General features: G+C 43.4%; 21 protein-coding genes. 9 read left to right on the top strand and 12 right to left on the bottom strand.

Annotated features, from left to right (window positions below):
- Positions 1-139 precede the first annotated feature (139 nt).
- Complete coding sequence (locus tag KSK55_RS08655) at positions 140-958, bottom strand: sugar phosphate isomerase/epimerase family protein (RefSeq protein WP_218606614.1); 819 nt, start codon at positions 956-958, stop codon at positions 140-142.
- 21 nt (positions 959-979) lie between these two features.
- Between KSK55_RS08655 and xseA the strand changes: the two genes are divergently transcribed.
- From xseA to KSK55_RS08635, 4 genes are read left to right on the top strand one after another with little or no spacing between them, the layout of a single operon-like run.
- Positions 980-2,398, top strand: coding sequence for an exodeoxyribonuclease VII large subunit (xseA, locus tag KSK55_RS08650; protein WP_218606613.1), 1,419 nt, complete (start codon positions 980-982; stop codon positions 2,396-2,398).
- Positions 2,382-2,567: an exodeoxyribonuclease VII small subunit gene (gene xseB / locus KSK55_RS08645; RefSeq protein WP_218606612.1), complete on the top strand. Its 186-nt coding sequence runs from the start codon at positions 2,382-2,384 to the stop codon at positions 2,565-2,567. The genes xseA and xseB overlap by 17 nt, the downstream gene beginning before the upstream one ends.
- Positions 2,564-2,989 carry a hypothetical protein gene (locus KSK55_RS08640; RefSeq protein WP_218606611.1) on the top strand — a complete coding sequence of 142 codons (426 nt, stop codon included), beginning with the start codon at positions 2,564-2,566 and terminating at the stop codon, positions 2,987-2,989. The genes xseB and KSK55_RS08640 overlap by 4 nt, the downstream gene beginning before the upstream one ends.
- Before the next feature lie 51 nt (positions 2,990-3,040).
- Positions 3,041-3,355 (top strand): hypothetical protein, encoded by a 315-nt coding sequence (locus tag KSK55_RS08635; protein WP_218606610.1) that lies wholly within the window; start codon positions 3,041-3,043, stop codon positions 3,353-3,355.
- A gap of 11 nt (positions 3,356-3,366) precedes the next feature.
- Here KSK55_RS08635 and KSK55_RS08630 read toward each other — a convergent pair whose 3' ends face one another.
- Together KSK55_RS08630 and hmgA are read right to left on the bottom strand one after the other, a co-directional pair.
- Entirely contained in the window at positions 3,367-4,329 is a 963-nt protein-coding gene (locus KSK55_RS08630; RefSeq protein ID WP_218606609.1) for a carboxypeptidase-like regulatory domain-containing protein, read from the bottom strand.
- Between the two features lie 54 nt (positions 4,330-4,383).
- Entirely contained in the window at positions 4,384-5,589 is a 1,206-nt protein-coding gene (hmgA, locus tag KSK55_RS08625; protein ID WP_218606608.1) for a hydroxymethylglutaryl-CoA reductase (NADPH), read from the bottom strand.
- A gap of 39 nt (positions 5,590-5,628) precedes the next feature.
- Here hmgA and KSK55_RS08620 point away from each other — a divergent pair, with 39 nt between their 5' ends.
- Positions 5,629-6,564 (top strand): class I SAM-dependent methyltransferase, encoded by a 936-nt coding sequence (locus tag KSK55_RS08620; RefSeq protein WP_218606607.1) that lies wholly within the window; start codon positions 5,629-5,631, stop codon positions 6,562-6,564.
- Positions 6,565-6,585: 21 nt separating this feature from the next.
- Here KSK55_RS08620 and KSK55_RS08615 read toward each other — a convergent pair whose 3' ends face one another.
- Both KSK55_RS08615 and KSK55_RS08610 read right to left on the bottom strand, forming a co-directional pair.
- Positions 6,586-6,888 carry a hypothetical protein gene (locus KSK55_RS08615; RefSeq protein ID WP_218606606.1) on the bottom strand — a complete coding sequence of 101 codons (303 nt, stop codon included), beginning with the start codon at positions 6,886-6,888 and terminating at the stop codon, positions 6,586-6,588.
- Positions 6,889-6,928: 40 nt separating this feature from the next.
- Positions 6,929-8,692 carry a PEGA domain-containing protein gene (locus KSK55_RS08610; protein ID WP_218606605.1) on the bottom strand — a complete coding sequence of 588 codons (1,764 nt, stop codon included), beginning with the start codon at positions 8,690-8,692 and terminating at the stop codon, positions 6,929-6,931.
- Positions 8,693-8,877: 185 nt separating this feature from the next.
- On the opposite strand from KSK55_RS08610, the gene KSK55_RS08605 reads away from it, so the two are divergent.
- Entirely contained in the window at positions 8,878-9,234 is a 357-nt protein-coding gene (locus KSK55_RS08605) for a transcriptional regulator (RefSeq protein ID WP_218606604.1), read from the top strand.
- Here KSK55_RS08605 and KSK55_RS08600 read toward each other — a convergent pair.
- Positions 9,231-10,502, bottom strand: coding sequence for a PAS domain S-box protein (locus KSK55_RS08600; protein WP_218606603.1), 1,272 nt, complete (start codon positions 10,500-10,502; stop codon positions 9,231-9,233). The two genes, KSK55_RS08605 and KSK55_RS08600, sit on opposite strands and share 4 nt — an antisense overlap.
- Before the next feature lie 87 nt (positions 10,503-10,589).
- On the opposite strand from KSK55_RS08600, the gene KSK55_RS08595 reads away from it, so the two are divergent.
- Positions 10,590-12,692: a thioredoxin domain-containing protein gene (locus KSK55_RS08595; RefSeq protein WP_218606602.1), complete on the top strand. Its 2,103-nt coding sequence runs from the start codon at positions 10,590-10,592 to the stop codon at positions 12,690-12,692.
- Here KSK55_RS08595 and KSK55_RS08590 read toward each other — a convergent pair.
- Positions 12,636-13,112 carry a pyridoxamine 5'-phosphate oxidase family protein gene (locus tag KSK55_RS08590; protein ID WP_214420115.1) on the bottom strand — a complete coding sequence of 159 codons (477 nt, stop codon included), beginning with the start codon at positions 13,110-13,112 and terminating at the stop codon, positions 12,636-12,638. The genes KSK55_RS08595 and KSK55_RS08590 overlap by 57 nt on opposite strands.
- 191 nt (positions 13,113-13,303) lie before the next feature.
- Between KSK55_RS08590 and KSK55_RS08585 the strand changes: the two genes are divergently transcribed.
- Entirely contained in the window at positions 13,304-14,245 is a 942-nt protein-coding gene (locus KSK55_RS08585; protein WP_218606601.1) for a tetratricopeptide repeat protein, read from the top strand.
- An 8-nt stretch (positions 14,246-14,253) separates the two neighbouring features.
- Here the strand turns inward: KSK55_RS08585 and KSK55_RS08580 are convergent, their stop codons facing one another.
- Positions 14,254-15,099 carry a thiamine pyrophosphate-dependent enzyme gene (locus tag KSK55_RS08580; RefSeq protein ID WP_218606600.1) on the bottom strand — a complete coding sequence of 282 codons (846 nt, stop codon included), beginning with the start codon at positions 15,097-15,099 and terminating at the stop codon, positions 14,254-14,256.
- Entirely contained in the window at positions 15,096-16,736 is a 1,641-nt protein-coding gene (locus tag KSK55_RS08575; protein WP_218606599.1) for a 2-oxoacid:acceptor oxidoreductase subunit alpha, read from the bottom strand. Before KSK55_RS08575 ends, KSK55_RS08580 begins: the two co-directional genes overlap by 4 nt.
- Before the next feature lie 200 nt (positions 16,737-16,936).
- Here KSK55_RS08575 and KSK55_RS08570 point away from each other — a divergent pair, with 200 nt between their 5' ends.
- The gene (locus KSK55_RS08570) at positions 16,937-17,494 is read left to right on the top strand and encodes a flavodoxin family protein (protein ID WP_214420119.1); all 558 of its coding nucleotides are present in this window, start codon (positions 16,937-16,939) and stop codon (positions 17,492-17,494) included.
- Positions 17,495-17,500: 6 nt separating this feature from the next.
- On the opposite strand, the gene KSK55_RS08565 is transcribed toward KSK55_RS08570, so the two are convergent.
- The 3 genes from KSK55_RS08565 to KSK55_RS08555 are packed head-to-tail and all read right to left on the bottom strand — an operon-like array spanning position 17,501 to position 21,533.
- Positions 17,501-19,069: a Ppx/GppA phosphatase family protein gene (locus tag KSK55_RS08565; RefSeq protein WP_218606598.1), complete on the bottom strand. Its 1,569-nt coding sequence runs from the start codon at positions 19,067-19,069 to the stop codon at positions 17,501-17,503.
- Entirely contained in the window at positions 19,060-19,641 is a 582-nt protein-coding gene (locus tag KSK55_RS08560; RefSeq protein ID WP_218606597.1) for an HD domain-containing protein, read from the bottom strand. Before KSK55_RS08560 ends, KSK55_RS08565 begins: the two co-directional genes overlap by 10 nt.
- Entirely contained in the window at positions 19,641-21,533 is a 1,893-nt protein-coding gene (locus tag KSK55_RS08555; protein ID WP_218606596.1) for a CHAD domain-containing protein, read from the bottom strand. Before KSK55_RS08555 ends, KSK55_RS08560 begins: the two co-directional genes overlap by 1 nt.
- Positions 21,534-21,537 lie beyond the last annotated feature (4 nt).

Below are 21,537 nucleotides of genomic sequence, written 5' to 3'. Positions count from 1 at the left end.
AAAAATCCTCGCCATAAGTGAGATACTTGAGTCCTCTCTCGTCTGCCCATCCGCAATATAAATTCTGAATATAGGGCTATTTTTAATAAAATTGCATTTCATCCAGATTTTGATGGGTGCGTGTCTTATGAGAGGGATATTATCTCATAGATTTTTTCAGCCATGCAATCTCCTGAGCCATAAATGTAATTTTATCTGAATATGATAATTCTCTTGGTAAAACCAGGTCATTAATTTCAAGAGTTACCTGGCCGTTATACCCATTTTCTTTAATTTTCGACAAAAATGTGCTGACTTTCGTATCTCCTGATACAGGTCCGTGTAATTTTCCATTTTTTCCTCCGGAAAGGTGAATATTTACCAATTCAGGTTCTCCAATCTCTACAAATGATCTAACAATATCAGGTCCGCTGTCCATAGCATGGGCAAAATCAAATGTAAAACAGAGCCAGGATCGTTCGTCCAGGAGCTTCATGATTTCATCCGGAGCAGTCAAAAGTGCATTTACCGCTGGTTCCATATTTTCTATGGCTACTTTAACTGACAGATCGTCAACAATTTCTTCCAAACAATCAAGCATATGCCCTAGTCTTTGATAATCAGTAATACTGGGAGGTCGTTTTGCAGTTCTCCTTCCTGGATGAATCGTGCAGATAGATGCTCCTATTTGTTCTGCAAGATAAATTGACCGGATAATCCATTGAATAGAAACTTCTCGGACGTCAGGGTTTATTGAGCATGGATTCAGGTCAAGAACCGGTGCATGAACTGATAGCGGGATCTTTGTAGGATACATGGCAATCCACTTTTTTAGGCTCTCAATGTTTAACCCATTCAACCAGAAATCCGGAGTTTCTAACCAGAATTCAAGGGTGTCAGATCCACAGAGTCCGGGTGCCTGAAAAATATCTTCCATTGACGCGTCATGGAAGAACATACTTGAGAACGAAATGTCCATTACCAGAGATTATCTATCCGGATGAAGATAATCGATCAGGCGATCATGGATCAGGTAACACTTGACCAATGGAACAAATCCAGCGGACCACGATCACTCCGGGTCTCTGAAGTGTCAAAAATTATCACCAGACTCCTGGATCACAAAGATCTTCAGGATATCTGGATATCTGGAGAGATTACCAATTTTAAAAAACACAGTTCTGGTCATTTGTATTTTTCTCTCTCTGAGCAGGTATCTGGAAAGGAATCTGTAATATCCTGTGCTATTTGGAAGAATGCGGCACGATATCTTGATTTTACTCCAAAAGACGGTATGGAAGTTTCTGCGTATGGCTCAGTTACGCATTATGAACCTGGTGGCAGATACTCTTTTCAAATATCTCAGATGAGACCTTCCGGGGCTGGAGAACGAGCGTTATTAATTGAGCAATGGCGCAGGGAAATGGCAGGGAAAGGGTGGTTTAGTCAGGAACGGAAAAGACAACCTCCAAAATATCCAGTTAGAATTGGTGTCGTGACATCATCAACCGGCGCGGTAATCCATGACATCAGGAACGTTATATCTGGAAGGTTTTCTGCAGAAATAATCCTCTCTCCTGCGATGGTCCAAGGGTGCTCTGCCCATGAAGACATTGCACAAGCCATAAAAAGAGTTCAGAATATGGTAGATGTTCTGATAGTTGGTCGTGGTGGCGGGAGTTATGAGGATCTCTTTCCTTTTAATCATCCCTGTGTTGTTGAAGCGATAGTCTCCTGTCCTGTTCCGGTTATCGCAGCCATTGGGCATGAAGTAGACATCACTCTTGCTGATCTTGCTGCTGATGTAAGCGCATCAACTCCATCTCATGCAGCAGAACAATGTGTACCGGATAGGCAGGGGGAACTTGAAAACCTTCACCATCTGAAGAAAAGGATGTTTTTGCAAATCCTGAATCGATATGAATCGGCGCAGGATGATATAAATAGTGTCAGGGATCGTATCTCATCAGCCCGTCTTTTCAGAGAAATCGGATTAAAACGCGAATCCCTTGTGGAAATAACCGATCGACTGATTCGTGGGGCACTTGTATCGAAAAGTCATGCATACACACATCTTGTTGAACTTCGGGGCAGACTTGATGGCAAACACCCAGCCACATTTCTAAAACGTGAACTTCCAGAGCAACGGGCATTTCTGGCTGAGCTATCTGAACGACTCTCATCTGGAGTGACTGTAAGGACTCAAAAAGAAAAAGCAGAATTAGAATTATTGTCTGCTCTTCTTTCAGCACGGGGACCTGAAGCACTATTCAGGCAAGGATTCTGTCTGGTCCAGGCTGGAGAAAAGGTGGTCCGTTCATGTTCCGATCTCTCTCCTGGTGACTTAGTCCGGATGCGATTTGTTGATGGAACAGCGGATGCAAGCATTATGCAGGTGAATCATGACAAAAAAGTATGAAGAACTTATTAGTGAACTAAGAGAGATAGTAAAAAAAATTGAGGATAACAATACCAGTCTTGATGAAATGATCACTCTGTATGAACAGGGAACTATCCTTGTCAGGCAGTGTGAGGATCGTTTGACCGAAATTGAAGTAAAAATTACGGAACTTGGGAGAGAATCATGAAGCCGGTTACCAGTGTTATATGTATATCTGTTCTGATTGTTGGCTTTCTCCTCTGTGCTGGTTGTGCCAGTTACACAACCCCGGAGATAAACATTGTTCCTACAATTACGCAGGTAAATGCATCTCCTGATACCTTTACCCTGACATATGATGTGATACTTGATATTACAAATACCGGGTCTAATAATGCATATGATGTTGCCGTTATGGTCCTTGTAAGTACACCAACAGACCTTCCGGAATATCGTTTTATCCATGAGAATATTGAGGTAGGTACAATAGAAAAAAAACAGTCGACGTCTGTAAAAACTCAACTGGCTCTTCAGATGACGCCTGATAATTACTCGTTATTGTCCAGAGGAGAACGAAAGGCAGAAGTGGAGGCAAAGATTACCAGTATGAGTTCAAACATTATGGGATAATCTGATTATCCTTGCATACATTTTATATTCATAGAGTTTGTATCTTTCATCGTGATATCACAAGGCCGGGCAATAATTCTTGTAGATCTCATTTTTGCAGGCATCTCATTAGTTTGTGGGACAATAGCCTGTACTTCATTGGTCAATTACATCGTTGATTCGATTCGGACTGGTGCTCCTGCTTCATTAACCATCCCATGGATTATCGCAACGTTGATTCTGCTTGGAATTACTATCTATTCCTTCCGGAAGATTGAATCTACTCCTATCCGGATGCTGGTAATAATTCTTGTTTTTGTTCCGCAGATTGTGTATCTGCTTATGGACCAGACGATTCCCTTCCCTGATGTCTGGTTTATGAAATAATGAAAAAAGGATTATAGCCCCATCACGGTGCTACCTGTTTTTGAGTCTGTCGCTGAAAATGTCAGAGTATTACTGGTGGATGCCATGTACTTCTCATCGCCTTCAAACACTGCCCGCACCGGAACAACTCCGCCTTCCCATGTGCTAATGGTTCCTGAGAAACGCCCGTCACCATCTGTTGTCGTATCAAGGAGCGGGAGGAAATCAGTGCCATAATCTGGTACTTCGATGGTAATCGACGCTCGTGGTACCCCTTTTCCTGATGAATCTACAAGTCTTCCTGATACCTGGACACTCGTTCCAACAGTGGGACGCAGGTTATCAGCAGAAATGGTCAGGCTGGTGATGACCGGAAGTGATGAATCCTGGGGCTGTGTTGTCGGTTTTGAAACTGGAGTGGTCTGTGATGCCGGTACTGATGACTCTGCCGGAACATATCCGCTCAACCCGGTGGTCTGAATGATCTCTGACTTTGCTGTTGTTCCACTTACTGTAGCCACAGCCTGGAAATATGGAACTGTGTTCAGATCATCCGGAACTGCCCATACAAAGACTCCGTTCTCTTGTGCTTTAATTGTCACAATATCGTGGAATGGATCATCTACTTTCAGTTTTCCCGTAATAGTCACATCGGCATTATAGTTTCTGCCACCAACATATCCGGCGAGAATTGCAGGTTGTCCAGCTTCGGATCCATGTGGGTAATATGCGAGTTTTACCCAGGAATCACTTGAGACTTTCTTCGGCACTTCACTTGTTGGTTCTGGTGTCCAGTCTACTTCGACTGTTGGAAAAAGTCCTATTCCAGCAACAGATGATAGTTCAATATCCCAACCCTCATACGGATTCCAGTAATGTGTCTCAGGAAAATCTGCACACACCATTGGGATCATACTAAGCACCAGCCCCATAAGGAAAATGCCATACAGAATTATCCTGTATATTGCAGGCTTGTTACACCCATCTGATTTCATACCATAGGGATGTACCATATGAAAAGAAAGAGTTGCTGAGAAGACACATGTGTATTATCTTCCAAGGGTGCTATGGGCCCGGGCAAGGTGCTGTGCCGCTAAAGCACCAAGTAATGACAGTTCTCCGGCAAGTACCCCGGATGCTATGATCTCTGCCAGTTTTTTAGCATTGGATCCTGGTGGAGTTCCACTTCCTAAAACATCAAGCATCCTGAGGCTCTCTGCCTGTGTATCTATGCCGGTTCCACCCCCTACTGTCCCAACCGGGAGAGCGGGAAGAGTAACTGAAACGTATACACCATCTGGTGCTGAATCAACTGTTGTGATACATAGTGACCCCTCAACAACATGAGCAGGATCCTGCCCACACGCAATAAACATAGCAGCAATGATATTCGCTGCATGAGCATTGAATCCCAGAGAGCCAGCCCGTGCAGAGCCTACCAGATTTTTTCGTGCATTGACTTCAAGAAGGGATGAAGCGGTTGTTTTCAGAACGCGTTCTATCAACTCATTTGTCAGCAGTATTCCGGCTGATACTGTCTTTCCTCTTCCCATCACAGCGTTTATTGATGCGGGTTTTTTATCCGTGCACCAGTTTCCTGAGAGTGCGATCAGTCGTGCTCCGGTCTTCTGACTGATAAGATCCGCTGCTTTTGCTGATGCAATGGTAACCATATTCATCCCCATAGCATCGCCGGTAAAGAATGCCATCCTGACAAATACTGATGTCCCACCCGTTGTTACATCAATGGAGGTCAGTTTTCCAAACCTGGTGGTTGCTTCTGCTTCTGCTCTGATCTCATCCTGGTGGTTCATGACCCAGTCGCATATTGTTTTTGCATGGATTATGCTGTCTGCTGCAAAGACAGGGGCACGAGTCATACCATCTTTTAAAATTCTGACCTCAGTTCCTCCGGCTGCTGATATGAGGCTGCATCCCCGGTTTACTGATGCAATAAGGGCCCCTTCTGTTGTTGCCAGCGGGAGGTAATAGGATCCTTCTGCATATTCTCCGTGAATCGTGATCGGTCCAGCAACTCCAACAGGAACCTGGATAGTCCCGATCATATTCTCGCAGTTTTTCTTTACAACTGCATCAAGACTGATTGAGAGGTCACCAATGTGCTCGAGCTTTGTATTGGTCTCTTCCTCGATAAACCGGCGACGAATTGCAACGGCCTTATCTGGTGGCAATTCCTTTTCAAGTGCATATAATTTCAGTGATCCATCACGCAATCTGCGGAGGTACTCATCCATACATATCTGTTATACCGGCCCGGCCATAACACATGAGGGATGCAGACGAAACGCTGGTGTCTGAAAGTACACCGGTCAGAAGGTGAGCAGGTAAGAAAAAACCTTATCGAGAAAGGTCTGCTTGACCGGCTCTATAAAATCAGATCTGAGGGTGATTTTCTCCTTATCCCGGTAATCCAGAACATCGATGGGGCAATATGTGAGGAACTTACCCCTATTCCAATTCAGAAAGAGCTCCCCCGGTTTGAACAGGTTGGAGGAATTGCCATCATGCAGGATGATGATCCTACCGGTGCTGGAGAAATCCTTGCATCAAAAGCAACATATCACACGGTTCTCTATGCCGAAAGTGCAGTTAATGGACCGTTCAGAACAAAAAAATACAAATTATTGGCAGGGATGGACACGACCGCAACAGATTATACTGAATATGGCCATCGCTTCTCAATTGATCTCTCTCTTGCATACTTTTCTGCCCGACTTTCCGGAGAAAGGCAGCGCATTCTACATCAGATGCATCCGGGAGAACGGGTAATCGATATGTTTGCAGGAGTAGGTCCGTTTGCAATCACCCTCGCAAAAAAAGCATCCGTTATATATGCTGGTGATATGAATCCCGAAGCGGTCATTCTTATGGTCAAAAATTGCTCCCGTAATCGTGTAACTAACATCGTTCCAATTCTCGCTGATGCCGTTCATCTTCCAGATATGATTCCTGGACTGGCGGATCGGATCATCATGAATCTTCCACTCCACGCAGTTGCATTTCTTGATGCAGCGTTTAAACTAATACGACCAGGAGGAATGATTCACCTGTATGCTCTGGTCAGTAGGGAGGATGAGTACCTTGATATGCTCAAATCCTTTCCTACCCAAAAAATTGATTATAAGTTTGTGAGATCCTATTCACCTGACCGGTTCCATGTCGTGTATGATATAGTGGCAGGGGATCAGGATTTTTCAATTATTGAGTAAACCAGATTTTCCAGAATCTCATCAGCAGAAATGACACTCCATAGGAATTCCAAGAATTATCAGACGGGGCAGGCTGGTATCTGTCTCTTGGCTGATATTATTGTAATAAGCCTCAACTGATGAATTTTTCTTGTACCGGTCAGTTGAATTGACCGTAATATTCGTTTCTTCAGATGTTATCGGGCTTGCAGCAGTAAAGGTAAAAATTACCGGTGAAGTGTTGGCTTGAGGGAGAGAATTCGTCACTCTGTCATCTGCAGATGTTGTCACTATTAGAATCAGGATAATTAGAATACCAATTCCCAGACAAGCCACCCTATCCATGCTCATCATGTTCGTGAAAAAAAGAGATAGTTTTTCTCACCTAATTATTTCGGCGGTGGAACAGGAACCCTACTGCACATAATCCCCCGATAATGGCGAGAAGTGGTACAGGTGCCCGTGTTTGTGTTGGAAGGGGTGTTTGTGTCGGTTCTTTTGTGGGTTGCGCAATTGGCACCATTTCAATTATCATATCGGTTGTATTTCCTCCGGTTATGGTTACCGGCCGGGTTGCGTCAGAATAGTCATTCATCCGAACTATCAGAATATGTTGACCTGGCTGGACTGATGGAAGAGTCAGGGGTGTAATACCCTTAAACAGATTATCCAGGAATACATAGGCTCCTGATGGATTTGAGTTTACTACAAGGGTTCCGTTCTTTGTGGCCGGGTTTGGGGATGACTGAAGGGCAACCTGAACCGTACTGGTTTGTCCTCCATTCACAGATACGGTTCCCTGATAGTCCTGATTTTGTGGATGTGATATCCGAATGGTATATATCCCCGGATTTAAACCCGGAATATCCAGGTATCCGGTAGATGGTGTTTTTCCTTTGTAATCATTGTTCAGGAACACCTCAGAAGACCCCGGAGTGCTTGCTACCTGGACAGATCCATATGATGGCCCATGTGGCTCAAGCTGAGCGGTTATCTGGTTTTGTTGACCGGCATAGAGGGTGACCCCGGAGCTAAAGGTATTATAACCGGCATATTTGAGAACCAGGGTGTGTGCTCCGGCAGAAGCTGATAATGTATATGGTGTCTGTCCATAATACACACCATCAAGGAAGATGTCAGCTCCTGAAGGTGTACTTGTAACGTATAATGTTCCAAATCTGTCAACAGGTGATAATGAAGCACTTACCTGTGCCTCTGTTCCGGTATTGACTCTTACCTGCGTTGTATATGGCTGGTATCCATCTTTGGTAACCTTGATTGTATGACTTCCTGGCAACAGATTATCAAAGGTACATGGAGTGAGATCCTGGTTACCGCCATCAAGGATTGCTACACTTCTGGTAGGATTTGATTGCACCCGGATACTCCCATATTGCGCCATTGGAACAAGAGTCGCAGTTATCGGAATTGTTTGGTCTGGTCCGGGATTTTGAGAAAGGGCAGAGGTCCAGTCGTAATATCCGCTCATTCTGATAAGAATCTGATGAGATGGTGTTCCGGTTGAGTATACTTTTACTAAGGCTGGTGCTGATCCCTGGTATACTCCATCAAAGGTAACTTCTGCTGCTGTTGGGTTTGATTCGATGTATACCCATCCATAATCCGGCCCGATGATGGTAGGAGTAGGGGATGGTGTTGGTGACTCGGTAGGAGTAACGGTGGGAGTAAAAGTAGGAGTCACTGTCGGTTCCATGCTGACAAGGTGGGCATTAATCGGAATAGTCTGACCGGGTGCAGGATTTTCAGAAAGAGATGTACTCCAATCCTGGTACCCATCCATAGAGATGTAAATCTGGTGAAATGGCGAGGCAGTTGATAGTACCTGAACCATAACCGGGCTTTGTCCTTGTGCATCACCGTCAAAGGTGACCCATGCTCCGGATGGAATAGTGTTTATTGATATCCACCCATATTGGTCTCCTATCGTTGGTTCAATCGTGATGGTTGGTAATTCTGTTGGAAAATCGGTAGGATAGACGGTTGGATAATCCGGATCTTCACCTTCGGGAATGAGCGGTCCATCAAACCCTATAGGTACCGCATTATTCACATTCTGTTCTGCAGGCACTGAATTGCAATAAACAATCAATATCAGGATGACTGTTATCAAAACCCTGGAAAGTGACATATGAATGAGTTGGAGTAAAGGGCAATATATCTAATGATGCAATATTCTGAAGAACACTCTATAAAAGAACTATTGACTTCTCAATCATTCTGATTTTGTTTCCTCTGAAAGGGGGTGTAAATGAATCAGTGTCATACGTATATTGATAATTCACGGCGTGAAATATGTAATCACTGGAGTAAGACATGGAAAAACTTCCGTGCGAAACAATTGTGTGGGACTCACTGCCTGCAATCCGGGCTGCTATTGCGGTTGAGATGGTACGGATCGGGCTTTCCCAGAAAATGGTAGCATCGATTCTGAATATGGCACCATCAGCAGTTTCTCAGTATTTATCAGGAAAACGTGGGTATCGTATTGTTTTTTCTGATGAAGTTACATCGGCTATCGCTTCACTTGCTGCAGATCTCGTTTCGGGTCAGATTAGTGATCCAAGAGAAAGAATTTGCAAAATCTGCGTTCTTATTCGTGGAGGAGATTCGGTTTGTTCTGCCTGTACAACTCCGGATAGTCATACACCCACCATATGCAGGCAGGATTAATGTTCCCTGATAACGATGCATACTCCACTCACAATCCCTCCCTGAATAGATACCCGGGAGGTTGAAATAAACACTCTTTTTTTTCTTCCTCCCCTGGCCCGGATAATTGCTTTCAGATCCCGGATTTCATCACCAGTACAGGTTTCCTGGACAAGATCCCGACCGGCATTCAGTTCAGGAGTGATAATGGAAAGGGCAGTACTACCAATGAGTTCATCCCGTGGGTACCCGGTCATCAATTCAGCACCACGATTCCAGGATAGAACTTTCCCGGCAGGTGTTGTCGTAATTACCGCTTCATGAAGCATATCCATAAGTGATGCCAGCAGGACTGGAGCTGATCCGCCTTCCTGGAATCCGGTGATATCCCGGGAAAATCCGATAATTTCTCTTATCTCCCCACCGTTATCAGATATTGGAAATAACCGCTCATCAAACCATCTGACGGTATCCCTCTCTTGTAACGGGAAGATTATCCTGTATGGTTCCCCTTTTGTGTGAACATACCCAGCAGCATCTGATATAAGATGTCTTGCATGTGTGTCACAGAAATTGAGTCTGTTCTCGCCTATCATGCTCTGTGGATCCCGATGATGAGCAACTCCGTACCGGGGATTGACATAGGTAAACATCAGTTCTGGTGTCATGACAAAGATACGCTCATCAGTCTCATCTGCAAGTGCGTGAAACAGTTTATAATATCTGTTTTTACTCTCTTCAGCCTCTTTCCAATCATTTACATCTTCGATAACAAGAAAATGGCCTTTTGTTCCATCGTACATGACGACATCAGCAACAGTAAGCCAGATGAGTCTTTTTCGTTCTGATCTGATTAATTCCACATCAGATGCAAACACCATCGGTCGATCAGAAGAAATTATCCACGTCCTGATATCCTGTTTTAATCCCTGGATCGTGAGTAGATCAAGAACATTTCTCCCGGCCAGCTGGTTGAGTTCCATCTCCAGGAAATCTGCAGCACTCAGGTTTGCATTCCTGATTACGTAGGAGTCATCGGTCTGGATAACAGCTGAAGAGATGTAGTTTAGAAGAGTTGTTATGGGGATTCTTTTAGAAAGGGAGAATATTTTTGCTTTTCCTACAGATCGGACATCAACTATACCAGAGAGAAACATCATCTCAATATACTTGCTGATGGTGTTTCGTGACATGGACAAACCGGCAGATATCTCTGATATTGTTAAACCACCTCGATTCTCTCGTAAATGCTCTGTTATCCGGGAGATGTAATAGTGGGTATTGTCCATCGGTGGAAAGAGATTGTCGGTGTCATTATATAATTGTGGCGATCCCTTGACTCAAGATATATGTAGTGAAAAAAGACATCTTTCATCATGTCACTCCCGAACCGGCTGGTACATGAACACAGCTTGTATCTTCGCCAGCATGCATATAATCCGGTGGACTGGTATCCCTGGGGAGAAGAAGCATTTAAAATCGCTCGGGAGCAGGATAAACCTGTTTTTCTCTCAATTGGATATGCAGCATGTCATTGGTGTCATGTGATGGAACATACATGTTTTGAGGATGAATCTGTTGCACATCTTCTAAATGCTCATTTTATCTCAATCAAAGTAGATAGAGAAGAACACCCGGACATAGATGCCATTTATATGAATGTCTGTCAGGCCATGACTGGCTCTGGTGGCTGGCCGCTCAGTCTCTTTTTAACTCCTGATAAACGTCCCTTTTATGCAGCTACCTATATCCCTCGAGACAGTAGTCCGGGAATGCCTGGGATGCTTGACATTCTTCCTTATCTTGCGGATGTCTGGAAGACAAGAAAAGGAGAAGTTCATGCAATCGCTGACCAGATTATTACAGCAATTCTTAAACACAATGAGAGAAATCAACCCGGCAACATTCAGGATATTGTAGAAAATGCCGCAAAAAACCTTATCAATCGGTATGATCCGGTTCATGGAGGTTTTTCACGTGCCCCTAAGTTTCCTTCAGTCTCTACCCTTATGTTTCTGTTTCGGTATTCCTGGTACCAGAATGAATCAAATATACTCTCAATGGTTGTAAAAACCCTTGATCAGATTGCATATGGCGGGATCCGGGATCATCTGGACGGTGGTTTTCACCGGTATGCAACAGATAATGCATGGAAACTTCCTCATTTTGAAAAAATGCTCTATGATCAGGCGATGGCCGTTCTTGTGTACACTGAAGCATGGCAGGTAACAGGTTCTCTTAGTTATAAACACATTGCAATATCTGCCCTTGAATATATGATGCATTCATTACAGGAAAAAGAGGGTGGGTTTTATTCTTCTGAAGATGCGGACAGCCCTGGTGGGGAGGGGGCATATTATCTCTGGACCTATGATGAAATATCCCATTTGTGTGGATCAGATGCAGAAATAGTATGCCAGCTATTTCACCTCTCTAAAAATGGTAATGTATCTGGTGTGCATGGAATGAAACCTGGAGACAATGTGCTCTATCCGCAGGAGAATCCTATTGAAAAATTAAAAAGTTTGGGAATTTCTGATCCCCAGGAGTACTATCAAAAAATTATTCACACCCTTCGGACTGCCCGGGCAAACCGCGAGAAACCAGCAACGGATGATAAAATTCTTACCGATTGGAATAGTATGGCCGTCTGGGCTTTGGCATATGCCGGATCAGTCTTTCAAATTGACCGGTACATCATGCAGGCTATCAATACTGCTGATTTTTTGTTTTCTACCATGGTCCGTTCTGATGGCACGGTTCTTCATCGCTGGCATGATGGGGATGTAGGAATTGCTGGGACAAGCAGTGATTATCTCTCCTTGTCATGGTCTTGTATGGTACTGTATCAGGTTACCGGAGATGAGAAATGGTTTATCCGGTCACAGGATTTGGAAAAGGAAGCTTCAATGAGGTTTTACGATCATCAGAATGGCGGGTATTTTCAGACAGAAAGCCTGGTTGATCTGCCCGTGCGGCTGAAAGATCATACTGACGGTCCGGTCCCCAGCGTGAATGGGATAGCGTACCTTCTCCTCCGATCTCTTGGAGAAATCACGGGAGATGAGGAATATATAAAAAAATCCCAGGATATTGAGCGATATTATGCTAAGTCTGAAGAGTGGGTAGCATATTCTTCTCCTTCATTTCTCATGGGACTTTGTGAAAACAAACATAGGGGAAGAGCGGTACTCATGGGAGATCCAAAAAATCCTGAATACTCAAAGATGTGGTCAGAACTATGGTCCTGTTTTTGTCCGGGGTTCATAAGAATCCCAGTTAGAGGAAATAAATCATCAATTATTAAAAATATCCTCGGTTCAGATGTTTTGGACAGTATTCCAAAAGTCCTCATCTGCGCAAGAAACCAGTGCTACCCTCCAGTCACATCTGTAGAAAAGTTGCAGGAGTTTTTAAGGAAATCAGATGTTTTTAAGGGCGATGAGGTTTCGAACGCCACTGAGTCTCCAGACAAGTGAGCGCTCTTCAGTGCAGATTGATTCAGGTGGATCCTGTGGTGAATGACCAAGTGCAGCAAGTATATTATTTGAAAGGTTTTGTTCCTGTATGAGTCTTACAAACCGCTCCCTGATAAGTTTCTTTTCAATTGAATCATTCACTTCTTCAAGATAACCCTGAAGGGTTACAAACATGTAACAGGAGAGATCTTTGGTATATTTGTCAATCTCTACAGAGACATAGGGAGATTTTCTGAAATATTCAATCTTTTTACCATACTTAGTGGATAGGAAATAGATGTGTTTCCCATCAAATACATATAAAAATGGTGCAATATAAGGATATTTTTCCCCTGAAAAAGCGATTCGGGCCATGAACCGGCTATGAATTAATGCATCATACTCTTCTTTTTCCATGCGGGGGATCTTCACTATTTCCATGATACCTAAAACAACATTTACCTTACTGGTAATAAACTATGCAGACCTGAGTCTCCAATGGAAATAGTGTTCATCTGACAATTTTTCATGATTTAACATACCTATTGTTATTTGTTTTGAAAGGGAAACTACTTTATTGAATCAATCACATCCTGATTGGAATCTTTGAGATAGATGAGATGGAACATCCTATGATCCGATGTCACTGTATGGTTCAGGTAATCACAGTCTTTTGTATATGCTTTTTTTTTGTCTGTACCTGTATAGCAGCAGAAAGTATCCATGATGCAACGGTATGGATAAACAAAGGGAAAGACGCATTTCAGAATAAGGATTTTGTCAGCGCGATCGCTGCGTATGATCAGGCCCTTCTTCTTGATGAATTTTATACGGAAGGGTGGAAATTACGCGGTGATGCTCTGATGGAACTGAAACGGTACGCTGAAGCGGCAGAGTCTTATGATCGCGCCATCTCAATCGACAAAACAAATGCTGATCTGCTTGGAAAAAAGGGTCGTGCCATTTATGAACTTGGGAAATATCAGGATGCCCTTGATATATTCACACGTGCCGTATCGTTAAATCCGTATATTTTTCAAAACCAGGATGGATATGGGGACGTGCTGGCAGCTCTGAATCGGTTTACCGAAGCAGATTATGCATATACCAGTGCACTTAAAATCGATCCAAAGAGTAATGCCACCTGGAATAAGAAAGGGGAAGTCCTCGCAAAGATGTACCGGAATGAAGAGGCACTTGCTGCATTTAACCAGTCAATCCAGATATATCCTGAGTCAGCAGAAGTCTGGAATAATCTTGGTAGTGTCTATTTTTCTATGGGAAATATGGAAAAAGCTCTAAAGGCGTTTGAGCAGGCTATATCCCTGGATGAAAGTTATATTCCGCAAAAATATGGAGATACGCTCAGCCGGCTTGCAAAGGCCGGTCAGGATGATCAAATAATTTCATCTTCTACAAGCTCCTCTGATCCTGTTTCGCCCCTTATCTTTACTCTCCCGCCCGCCATATTTCTCTTAAACTATGTTATGATCGGGATAGGAATTCTAGCAATTCTCATGATTGGAATACTTGGGTTCATGAAGAGACGGACTCTGAAAAAAAGAGGGTTATAATTTTTGGATCATGAATACCTGGAGAGGATGGTCCTGATTATCTCTTCCCGGTTTATGACCTTTTTCTCTTTATTCTCTGGAAAAGAGGGCTTTATCGTTTTATAAAAAATTCCCAGCGGAATCGGACCGGGGTCAGAATAGTTCCATTGCTGGCCGGTCCTGCAGGCAACATCAAATTGTGACACATTTGCTTCAGATGTTTCGTAAACAAATTCATCATACTGTGGTGTCATGTTAAAAAATGAGGCACAGATCTGCAGAACGTCAATGTGAGCAAAACCCGGATGAAGTATTGCCTCCCGTATGATTCGTTTCAGAAGTGGGATTTTTCTTGAATATCCTCTGGCAACAAAGGTGGCGCCTGATCCAAGGAGCATCTCGATAATGTTTAAGGGATATTCGTGAATTCCTCCCGGAGTAGATTTCCCCCGATATCCATAAGGAGAGGTTGGTGTGTATTGACCGGTTGTTAGCCCGTAAACCCGGTTGTTATGACATATTACCGTGATGTCAATGTTCCGTTTTGCAGCATGAATAAGATGTTCAAGCCCTTCAGCATAGAGATCCCCATCTCCTGCAAAACAAATCACTTTCAGATCCGGATTTGCCATTTTTATTCCCGATGCGACTGGGATTGTTCTCCCATGAAGTGAGTAAAAACTATTCAGATTAAAGTAATCTGCAATTTTTGCATGACACCCGATTCCTGTAACAAAAACAAAATTTTCTCTTGGAACACCTTCTTTTTCAAACTCTTCGATAACAAACTTGACTGCATGCTGAATCGCAAAGTTACCACATCCCGGACACCAGGTATTTTTTGTATCAGCTACCAGCGATTCATTCGGGTTCATACATACCTCCTGATCTGTTCCTCTAGTTCTTCTACAGCAGACGGTCGTCCGTCATACCGTAAAATCTGTTGATCTGGTACTATTCCATGTTCCCGGAGAATTTTATCTAGCTGACCCATTGCACTCTCTTCAATGAGTATGATCTTTTCTACCCCTTCCATCGCTTTCAAAAAGGATTTTTTTGGAAATGGTTCGAGGATAAGAGGAGAGATTATTCTCACCGACATGGTTTGGATTGCTTCTGTCACAGGTCCCCGAACGGATCCCCAGCATATGATACCGGTTGTGGCATTTTTATCTCCATCAATGAAAATATTCTCCGGTCTGTCAACATATTCACAGAGTACCTGTTGCTTTCGCTTTCGTTTCTCGACCATGAACCTGGTTACCTGTGGATCTTCTGTGGTAATTCCCCTGACATCGTGTGTATAACTGTTTACCTTTATGGATTCTCCCGGGTATGGAGGTGAAAGGACCGGGGATATTCCATCAGGATGGTCTGCATACCTGTTATAGGGAAATGTGGGTCCGGGCTTGGTGGTTGGTTCTGTTCTCGGTAATGATGATGAGCCAGTGTATATCCCTTCTGAAAATGTTTTATCTGTCAGAATAAATGCGGGTATCTGGAATTGCGAGGAGATCTGAACCGCTTCTGCACCCAGACGAAGTGCTTCATCAGGATTTGCTGGTGCTGCTATCCATCGGGGAAATTCTCCCTGTCCAGCATGTCGTATAAACATAAGGTCTGACTGAGCAGTATACGTGGGCAGACCGGTTGAAGGCCCTGTCCTTTGTGATACGATAATGACGATAGGGAGTTCTGCCTGTCCGGCAAGTGATAGTCCTTCGGTCATTAGGCAGAATCCACCTCCTGATGTTCCGACAGCAGACTTTTTTCCGGTATATGAGAACCCAAGAGCCATGAGAATTACTGCAATCTCACTCTCCGGATGGTACACCGTGATTCCTGTCTCTTCAGCAACACTTGCGAGAAAATGAAGCACTCCTGAAGATGGCGTCATTGGATAGGCAATATATGCATCAATACCTCCTGCCAAAAGACCTATCGCTATCCATTCATTTCCTGACAGAAATGGTTTCGTCTCTCCTGAAATCGGTGAAATATTAAGGCCTGGTGTGACGGTTTTCCATGCAGCCTGTGCAATCTGCAGGTTTTTCTCTATTTTTTTAGGAATTTTTCGTGATAAAACTGATTCAACATGCTCCCAAGGCACACCAAGATACCTGAACAAAACTGCAATCATAGCAGTATTTCCCATAATAGGGATGCCCTGTAGTTCGTTTATGATCTGAGTGATAGAAATTCCTACACCCTCTGTCTTTACCTTATCTTTATCAAAAAGTATGATCCCATGGTTAGCCAGTTTGTCAAGATGAGTATCTACCGTCTGCTGATCAAAAGCAATAATTGCGTTTACTTTTGTGCGGTGCGTGAAAATAGGCTCTTTTGCAGCCCGGATGATACAAAAATTATGCCCTCCCCTGATGAGTGATGGGTAATCAACATACTGGTATACATGATAACCGAGCGAGGAAAAAATAGAGCCGATTATCTGACCTGCCTGGGAAATGCCATCCCCTGCTTTTCCCCCTATCAAAATAGAATATTCATTCATCAGTGTGCCTCTTGTGGGACATCTGTTCTGGCTGGTAATGAACATTCCTCTCTGTGAAGTATTTGATAGTCAGGGTGTTGGATTAAAAAAATATAGAGATAACTGTAGATGTATAGATTTTTTCGTCAGGTATATTCTTACGCCGCAAATATAATAGAGGGATCAGAACTTTTATATCTCTTAACACCCTGGAGATATATATGCGCGTTTTAACCCTCTCTGGCAGCCCCCTCAAGAAAGGAAACACGAGTCAGCTCATTACTTATTTAACAAAACAAATGGAAAAATCTGATATTCAAGATCTGAAATTAACATCACTTTCCCTCTCCGGTGAAAAAATTTCTCCCTGTAAAGCATGCAAAAAATGCATGGAAACTGGTTCCTGTGTCGTGAAAGATGATTTTCAATCAATCGCAAAGAAGATGCTGAAAAGTGATCTTATCATAATCGGATCTCCGGTTTTTTTCCACGACGTATCCGGACCGGTAAAAAATCTCATTGATCGGACATATTCACTCTGGCATGACCGACAGTTGAAGGGAAAGAAAATTATTCCGGTCGCTGTTAGTGCTGCATCAGGAGAAGATAGAACCCTTGAAACGTTGCGGATATGGGCACAGGCCCATGAGATGAAGATTATCAGGTCAGTATCTGGTCATGGATATAAGAAAGGAGAAGTCCTGAAGGATGAAGAAGCCAGGACAGCAGCGAAAAATGCTCTTAGGGAATTAATGGGAGAACTCCAAATTGAAGAATGATCTCAATTATTTATGATCCAAAGGAATATACTCAATATGTAGGGGTAATCTAAATGTTCTGAAAAAAGTATCTTTTTCAGATTCTATCGCCCAAAATTCGAGTGAACAGTCCGATATACAGGAGATCGATAATACAATACTCTCCTTATCTCGTGAAAACTCTGCTTTCTCTATTCGGCAGTTATGACTTCTGTCCAGATTTTCAGCCATCCGTAAAAGAAGTGACAATATTCTGACTGTTCTTCGCTCTGTTCGTCCAAGTTCCTGAAATGGAACATCACGGCTTCGTGGTAGTTTTTTTCGGTGATATCTGGCAACAAGGCCAATCATGAGCACCTCATATTGATTAAAGCCCAATAGCGGAACCTCAGTTATGAGATAAAATGAATGCTGATGATGATTAGAAAAGGAGATAAATTGTCCTACATCATGCAGGTATGCTGCATGTGTCAGTAATTCTTCAGATTCTTCCTGATATTTGAATAATTTTGACCGAATTGCGGAGTGGTAGAGTTGGAGTGATAATTTGACAATGTGGGCCGCATGTTTTTCGTCGATATGACATAACTTTCCAAGATGCCTGACAGAACGTTCCCTTATGGATACCTGTTCTGCATGAGGAAATTCTGGAATCCGGGAGATATAATCCACCAGAAGACCGTCACGAAGAGATCGGTTTGATACGAATATTCCAGAAACTTTTGTTGCCTTTAGTATTTCATGAAGGATTAATGCTCCAGCAACGATGATATCGGCCCGTTCAGGATTTAACCCCTGAACGTTTTTTCTAGCCTCCAGGGGAAGACCAGATAAATATGATATGATCGCTTCGAGTTCATCGGTTCCCAAAAAACCAGAAACATGAGTACTCTGAAATGGTTTATATGAACTGGCAATGGTTTCAAGTGCAAGAATGGTACCAGAACTTCCAAAGGCTCTTGTTACAGATAAAACCCGGATCTGTTTTGCAATGTGGACAATCTCATGTTCGATATGACGCCGAACCTGTTTCAGGGTATCTGGTGAGATTTTTCCATCTTTTTCTGGGTTTATGAGAGTTCCTGTTGTTCGTATGGCTCCAAGTTTCAGGCTGCGAAGGATACTCGGTTCATGCTGATCACCGACGATTATCTCGGTAGATCCTCCACCAATGTCGATGAAAAGTGCTTTCTCATCGCGAATATCAATCCCACTGGATACTCCCAGCCAGATAAGACGTGCTTCTTCTGTTCCGGAGATGATGTGAATTCTGATTCCTGTTAGGTCTTCAATATGGAGGCAGAGTTCTTCTCCGTTTTCTGCTTCACGTGCTGCAGATGTTGCAACGGCGACAAACTCTTCTACCCCCCGGCTTTTTGCCAGTTCAATCAGTTTTGTAATAACACTGATTGCCCGTTCAATCGCAGTAATGGTCAGACGATTAGCCGGATATTCCCCTTCTCCAAGTCGGATCACTTCTTTTTGCTGAGTGAGGAGAGTGTACGAACCATTCGTGTTTAACCTGACCACCAACAGTCGTACCGAATTTGTGCCAAGATCAATAAATCCAACAACTCGAGGTTTTTTCAGGTGCATATAAGGGAAATCCTGCGGTTTATGGTAGTTTCCAAAAGCTGGCTCTTCTCAGAAAAAACAGCGATATCAATGAGAGATGGATGTCTGCATGTTATGGAAATAATAAGTTCATCATCACCGATAGTGCAGGTAAGATCAGATACTGCATTTTGGTGTGCCCGGTCAAGACTGTCTGCGATCCGAAGTATCCCAGAGCAAAATATCACTATCTGTTGATCTGCACCATCAAGATCACGGAACACTGCATGATCCGGCTTTGGGCTGGTTTTCCTATGATATCGGGCGATTAATGAAACCATTTTTCTTTCCCTGTTACTAAATGGGATAGTCCTATCTGCCAGGATGATGTCTCGTGATGCTTTGTGATGGGCTATCTGAGGCCGACTCCATCCAATATCGTGTAGTAAAGCGGCAGATTTTAAGATGTCACGTTCTTTTTTCTCGTATGTGTGGAGTTCACCAAGAGCCTTAAATAACAGAGCAGAGAGTCTGCACACCTCCCTGGCATGACCAGGATCAGGATCAAATCTGTCTGCATATCCAATGATAACCGGCCATATGGTCTTTTCCATCAGAGAGAATCCTCCGGTTCAGAGACCACATCAAGGGGCTTTCCCTCTGAAATGATCCGGCGGAATGAATCAGGGAGATGCCTTTTTCGCAATGCATCTATGGCTCTTGAAATGTCATATGAAACCCGGACATGAACTATGGAAAATGGATCAAGGCTGAGAAGGGCATAGCATGCCCGGGGATCGCCATCTTCTGTTCTTCCGACACTACCACAGTTTACAAACCAGACTCCATCTACCTGTCTGATAGACGGTATGTGTGCATGGCCGGTTACGATAATATCAGCCTTTGATTTTTGCGCAATTTCCCGAAATCTTGTCTCTGGTGTCTCCTGGACCAGGTATTCATTGAGTGAACCTGGACTGCCATGTGTGACCAAAATGGATGTACCTCTTACCCGGAATCTGTGTTGACGGGGGAGGGCTGCCAGATATGCCCGGTTTTCCCGAGAGAGATGATGATAAGCATATCTCATTGCAATCTGTTTATCCCGTGACTTAGGTCTCCCGGTTTTCCATTTTTTTGAAAGAACCGAACGATCGTAATTTCCGATTACTGATAAGACATGAGAAGACCGGAGCAGGGTCATTACTTCATCAGGAAATGCTCCATATCCAATACTATCTCCTGCATTGAAGACTGCTGATGCTCCCCGCTCTTTTGCATCGAAAAGAACCGCTTCAAGAGCGGGTAGATTTGCATGAACATCTGAAATAAGAGCAATCTTTACCGGTCCTTTTGGATCCTGCTCACATTGCTCCTGAAAGGAATACTGTACCGGAATAGATATCTTCTCTTCAAGCCGAATCCAGAATCCCTCTTCCTTCATTGAATTCCATAGGTTTTGGAGTTCTCTGAATAGTTCTGTACGTTTCTTTTTCCGATTCTCAAGAAGGTCTAAAAAACCTGGTTCCAACCAGGAAAAAAAATCCGGATTTCCAAAATAATCCAATGCCCTTTCTTTTTCATCTTTGATGAAATAAGGTATTTTTTCAATCCATACGTCGCAGTCATGCATATCCCCAAGCACGTCCTGCAAAGATTTAAACATTTTAATTTCAGATTTTAACCCGCATTCGAAGAGACCCGAAAATGATTCAAGCGTATAGCGAAGTCTTTTGGCAGCAATACGCATTTCATGGTGTCTGTGGATCATGTCCGGGTCAGAAAGCCAGGGTTCATACCAGAAAAGATCCTGCATAGCGGTCATAATGTGAAGGAACGCCTGCTCATATGCATAGTGTGAGTTTTCTCCGGTATCAGCCAGTTCTGCTTTGATTTTTTGCTCATGAAGGCAGGTTGCTATCGCTTCGAGATCCCCGGATTTTTCAAGCGTATTTACAACTTTCACGACATCCGGTTGTATCATAAGTCGCCTTTGAACAAGCCTGAAGAGGAGACATTCAAGACCAGGTCTTATATGATCTATTGTTTCAGCGTAAGGCCATACTCCTGGTTTCCTCTCACATGGATGGCATTCAACTGATTCTTCCTGGTTTGGATATGTTGTATCAGTCAGAACCCGGAATTCTTCCTCGTGATAGTGAAAGAAAAGAGGTTCATTCCTTGAATCTGTGACCCTTTTTTCAAAATATTCATGAACAAAAGTTATCTGAACATCAAGATCCCGTGCTTCCCCGAGTGCCTTTGTGAGGTTTCTTATCTTTTTTCTCCATCGTTTTGCATGGGCACTGGGAAGACTGGATGAAAAAATGGTGAAACATGCCCGGAGCCGCCGGGTTGCAACCCGGGCCCGGTGTACATATTCAATATCGTCTGATGACCTGACCCCTGATAATTCCTGCTCCAGCTGGCTCATGAGTGGGAGCATTGTTTCTGCCGTATATCTGCTAAATCCCGGATCTTCTGAATTTTTATATGAACATTTCATGAAA

It is taken from the genome of Methanospirillum hungatei (genome assembly GCF_019263745.1).
Classification (GTDB): Archaea; Halobacteriota; Methanomicrobia; order Methanomicrobiales; family Methanospirillaceae; genus Methanospirillum; species Methanospirillum purgamenti.
The sequence above is the reverse complement of the archived record's forward strand: the minus strand, read 5'-3'. Positions and strand labels throughout refer to the sequence as shown.

What these genes read in the sequence shown, in the direction of transcription:
- KSK55_RS08585 (WP_218606601.1), top strand. Translation starts at nt 13,304, where the DNA reads ATGATCCGATGTCACTGTATGGTTCAGGTAATCACAGTCTTTTGTATA.
- KSK55_RS08610 (WP_218606605.1), bottom strand. Translation starts at nt 8,692, where the DNA reads ATGTCACTTTCCAGGGTTTTGATAACAGTCATCCTGATATTGATTGTT.
- KSK55_RS08600 (WP_218606603.1), bottom strand. Translation starts at nt 10,502, where the DNA reads ATGGACAATACCCACTATTACATCTCCCGGATAACAGAGCATTTACGA.
- KSK55_RS08615 (WP_218606606.1), bottom strand. Translation starts at nt 6,888, where the DNA reads ATGGATAGGGTGGCTTGTCTGGGAATTGGTATTCTAATTATCCTGATT.
- hmgA (WP_218606608.1), bottom strand. Translation starts at nt 5,589, where the DNA reads ATGGATGAGTACCTCCGCAGATTGCGTGATGGATCACTGAAATTATAT.
- KSK55_RS08570 (WP_214420119.1), top strand. Translation starts at nt 16,937, where the DNA reads ATGCGCGTTTTAACCCTCTCTGGCAGCCCCCTCAAGAAAGGAAACACG.
- KSK55_RS08640 (WP_218606611.1), top strand. Translation starts at nt 2,564, where the DNA reads ATGAAGCCGGTTACCAGTGTTATATGTATATCTGTTCTGATTGTTGGC.
- KSK55_RS08620 (WP_218606607.1), top strand. Translation starts at nt 5,629, where the DNA reads ATGCAGACGAAACGCTGGTGTCTGAAAGTACACCGGTCAGAAGGTGAG.
- KSK55_RS08630 (WP_218606609.1), bottom strand. Translation starts at nt 4,329, where the DNA reads ATGAAATCAGATGGGTGTAACAAGCCTGCAATATACAGGATAATTCTG.
- KSK55_RS08655 (WP_218606614.1), bottom strand. Translation starts at nt 958, where the DNA reads ATGGACATTTCGTTCTCAAGTATGTTCTTCCATGACGCGTCAATGGAA.
- KSK55_RS08555 (WP_218606596.1), bottom strand. Translation starts at nt 21,533, where the DNA reads ATGAAATGTTCATATAAAAATTCAGAAGATCCGGGATTTAGCAGATAT.
- xseA (WP_218606613.1), top strand. Translation starts at nt 980, where the DNA reads ATGAAGATAATCGATCAGGCGATCATGGATCAGGTAACACTTGACCAA.
- KSK55_RS08605 (WP_218606604.1), top strand. Translation starts at nt 8,878, where the DNA reads ATGGAAAAACTTCCGTGCGAAACAATTGTGTGGGACTCACTGCCTGCA.
- KSK55_RS08590 (WP_214420115.1), bottom strand. Translation starts at nt 13,112, where the DNA reads ATGGAAATAGTGAAGATCCCCCGCATGGAAAAAGAAGAGTATGATGCA.
- KSK55_RS08560 (WP_218606597.1), bottom strand. Translation starts at nt 19,641, where the DNA reads ATGGAAAAGACCATATGGCCGGTTATCATTGGATATGCAGACAGATTT.
- KSK55_RS08565 (WP_218606598.1), bottom strand. Translation starts at nt 19,069, where the DNA reads ATGCACCTGAAAAAACCTCGAGTTGTTGGATTTATTGATCTTGGCACA.
- xseB (WP_218606612.1), top strand. Translation starts at nt 2,382, where the DNA reads ATGACAAAAAAGTATGAAGAACTTATTAGTGAACTAAGAGAGATAGTA.
- KSK55_RS08575 (WP_218606599.1), bottom strand. Translation starts at nt 16,736, where the DNA reads ATGAATGAATATTCTATTTTGATAGGGGGAAAAGCAGGGGATGGCATT.
- KSK55_RS08595 (WP_218606602.1), top strand. Translation starts at nt 10,590, where the DNA reads ATGTCACTCCCGAACCGGCTGGTACATGAACACAGCTTGTATCTTCGC.
- KSK55_RS08580 (WP_218606600.1), bottom strand. Translation starts at nt 15,099, where the DNA reads ATGAACCCGAATGAATCGCTGGTAGCTGATACAAAAAATACCTGGTGT.